This window comes from Streptomyces beijiangensis (assembly GCF_017315755.1).
In the GTDB taxonomy this organism is placed as follows: domain Bacteria; phylum Actinomycetota; class Actinomycetes; order Streptomycetales; family Streptomycetaceae; genus Streptomyces; species Streptomyces beijiangensis.
On the sequence record NZ_JAFLRJ010000512.1, the window covers coordinates 1 to 514 of the forward strand.

Consider the following 514-nt stretch of genomic DNA (forward strand, 5'->3'; position numbering starts at 1 on the left):
GCGGAAGGCGAGCAGGAAGGCCCCGATGAGGACGGCCGCCGCGCAGAAGGCGGCGATACGGGTCTGGGCCACCGAAACCGAGCCGAGGGTGAGGACCCGGTCGCCCCAGGGGTCACCGAGCGTCAGGACGTCCGTGCCGATCCGCCGGGTCAGTTCGGTGGTCAGCAGGATGTCGACGCCGATCGTGACGATCGCCAGCACGCTGGAGTCGCTGCCCCGGTAGCGGCGCATGACCAGGAATTCGACCGCCGCACCGACCAGGGCGGCTCCCCCGATACCGACGGCGAGCGCGAACCAGAAGCCGAGGTCCTCGTGGAGCCTCGCGGTGATGTATCCGCCCGCCAGGAGCAGCGACGCATGGGCGAAGTTGACCACCTCGGTGGCCTTGAAGATGACGACGAAGCCGAGCGCGATCAGGGCGTAGACCGATCCGACCGAGACGCCGTTGATGAGGAGTTCGAGGAACGTGGTCACGTCGCGGCCCCCAGATAGGCCTGGATCACGGCCGGATCGC

At 68.7% G+C, this 514-nt stretch carries 1 protein-coding gene; it reads right to left on the minus strand.

The genetic code is table 11. The annotated features are described in order from the left end of the window. On the minus strand, positions 1-474 hold a 474-nt coding region (locus J0695_RS36135; protein ID WP_206969007.1), incomplete at its 3' end, for a branched-chain amino acid ABC transporter permease. Positions 475-514 lie beyond the last annotated feature (40 nt).